The organism is Kitasatospora sp. NPDC059747, from assembly GCF_042732955.1.
Lineage (GTDB): Bacteria > Actinomycetota > Actinomycetes > Streptomycetales > Streptomycetaceae > Kitasatospora.
The window spans coordinates 44,388-46,829 of sequence record NZ_JBHWGV010000038.1 but is presented as its reverse complement, the minus strand read 5'-3'; the positions used below and the strand labels follow the sequence as shown (position 1 = coordinate 46,829).

Annotated in this window: 1 protein-coding gene; it reads right to left on the bottom strand. The window is 73.6% G+C overall.

The window, feature by feature from the left end:
• Nucleotides 1-81 precede the first annotated feature (81 nt).
• On the bottom strand, nt 82-2,274 hold the full coding sequence (locus ACFV4G_RS18680) for an MMPL family transporter (RefSeq protein WP_380441603.1): 2,193 nt from the start codon (nt 2,272-2,274) through the stop codon (nt 82-84).
• Nucleotides 2,275-2,442 lie beyond the last annotated feature (168 nt).

Sequence of the window (2,442 nt, the reverse complement as noted above, 5' to 3'; positions counted from 1 at the left end):
CCGGGGGGGCGGCTGTCCCGCCGGGCGCGTGGGCGGGGGGGGGCGGGACGTCCGCCCGGGGGGCCCGGCTCGTGGGGCCGGTCAGACCCCGGCCGGTTCCTTCGCCGCCCCGGACACCCGCTCCCGGTCCAGACGGGCGATCAGCTGCTCGCCCTCCATGTCCACCCGCGGCACGACCTTCTCCAGCCGCTTCGGGAACCACCACGCGGCCTCGCCGAACAGCGCCATCGCGGCCGGCACCAGCGCCATCCGCACGACGAAGGCGTCCACCAGCACGCCCACCGCGAGGGCGAAGCCGATCGGCTGGACGATCGGGTCGTGGCCGAAGACGAACGAGCCGAACACCGCCACCATGATCAGCGCGGCCGCCGTCACCACCCGGGCGCCGCCCCGCACCCCGGCCACCACGGCCTCGCGCGGCGCCGCGCCGTGGACGTGCTGCTCCTTCATCCCGGAGACCAGGAACAGCTCGTAGTCCATCGCCAGCCCGAACAGCACCCCGATCAGCAGGATCGGCACGAAGCTCACCACCGGGCCGACCTTCGGCACGTCGATCAGGCCGTCCAGCCAGCCCCACTGGTAGACCGCGACCACCGCGCCGAGCGAGGCGGTGATGCTGAGCAGGAACCCGGCCACCGCCTTGAGCGGGACGAGCACCGAGCGGAACGCCAGCGCCAGCAGCACCATCGCGATGCCGACGATGACCGCGAGGAAGGGCGGCAGCGCCTGGCCGAGCTTGGTGGAGACGTCGATGTTGGCGGCCGTGGTGCCGGTGACGGCGATGCCGGCGCCGGTCGAGGCCTTCAACTCCGCGCGCTGGTCGCGGATCTCGTTGACGAGCGACTTGGTGGCCTCGTCGTCGGGCCCGGTCCGCGGGATGACGGTCAGCAGGGCCGTCCCACTGGCCGGGTCGACGGCCGGCGGCAGCAGCGTCTGCACGCCCTTCAACGTCTGCAGCTGCGCCGCCACGCCTTGCACGGCCCGCTCGGGCTGCGGCGTGCCCTTCGCGTCCACCACGACGACGAGCGGCGCGTTGAACCCGGGCCCGAAGCCCTCGCTCACCAGGTCGTACGCCTTGCGCGCGTCCGTCCCCGCGGCCTGCGAACCGCCGCCCGGCAGGCCGAGGCTGAGGCTCGCGGCGGGCACCGCGAGGGCGCCGAGCCCGGCCAGGCCGACGAGCAGGACGGGCAGCGGGCGGCGCACGACGAAACCGGCCCAGCGCTCGCCCATCGTGGTCGTGCCGCCGGTGCGCATGGCCCGCCGCCAGACCGGCAGCCGGTCGATCCGGCGGCCGACGAAGCCGAGCAGCGCGGGCAGCAGCGTGATCGCCACCAGGACGGCCACGACGACGGCGCCGGAGGCGGCGAGGCCCATCACGGTGAGGAACGGGACGCCCGCGACGGCGAGCCCGGCGAGCGCCACGACGACGGTCAGGCCCGCGAACACGACGGCGCTGCCCGCGGTCGCGGTGGCGCGGGCCGCGGCCTCCTCGGGCGTCAGGCCCTCGTCCAGGTGGCGGCGGTGGCGGGAGAGGATGAACAGCGCGTAGTCGATCCCGACCGCGAGCCCGACCATGAGCGCCAGCACCGGCGCGGTGGTGATGATCTCGAACGAGCCGGTGAGCGCGAGCAGTCCGGCCATCGCGGCACCGACGCCGACCAGCGCGGTGAGCAGCGGCAGTCCGGCGGCGACCAGCGAGCCGAGGGTGATCACCAGCACCACGCCGGCCACCGCGAGGCCGATCGCCTCGCCGCCGTCGACCTGGGCCATCCGGTTGTACGCGTCGCCGCCGAAGGCGACGTCCAGCCCGGCCGCGCGGGCCGGTTCGGCGGCCGCCCTGACCGCGTCGCGCTGCTGGTCGGTGATGTCGCCGAGCTTGCGGTCGAAGGAGACCAGCGCGATCGCGACCTTGCCGTCCGGCGAGACCGCGCCGGTGGCGTACGGGTCGGGCACGGCGGCCACGCCCGGGACGGCGGCGATCCGGTGGACGGCCTCGCTCACCGCGCGGCCCGCGTCCGGCGCCTTGACGCCGTCGGCCGCCGGGGCGGCGAAGACGATCTGCGCGGAGCCGTGGCCCTGCTGCGGGAAGGCGTCCTTGATCCGGTCGAGGGTCGCCTGCGCCTCGGTGCCGGGGACCTTGAACTCGTTGCTCGTCTTGCCCGCGAACGCTCCGGCGGCCCCGCCGACGGCGATCAGCACGGCGATCCAGACGGCCAGGACGGCCCGCCTGCGCCGGAAGCAGGAGCGGCCCAATCGGTACAGGTACGTGGCCATGGCTGACCCTTCGGTCCGGTCGTCGGGCAGGCGGGTGCCTGACCAGGTCTCGGATCCACCGTACGCGGGGGGGTTTTGTGTTTGTTAAAATAAAGGACCACAAAAAATAACAGAAAATAGGGAAAAAAATGTAGTACAACGGAGAGTAAAACGAGGGGTGTGGAAAAG

Bases quoted from the DNA above. Each gene is read 5' to 3' on its own strand.
- ACFV4G_RS18680 (WP_380441603.1), bottom strand. From the start codon at position 2,274: ATGGCCACGTACCTGTACCGATTGGGCCGCTCCTGCTTCCGGCGCAGG.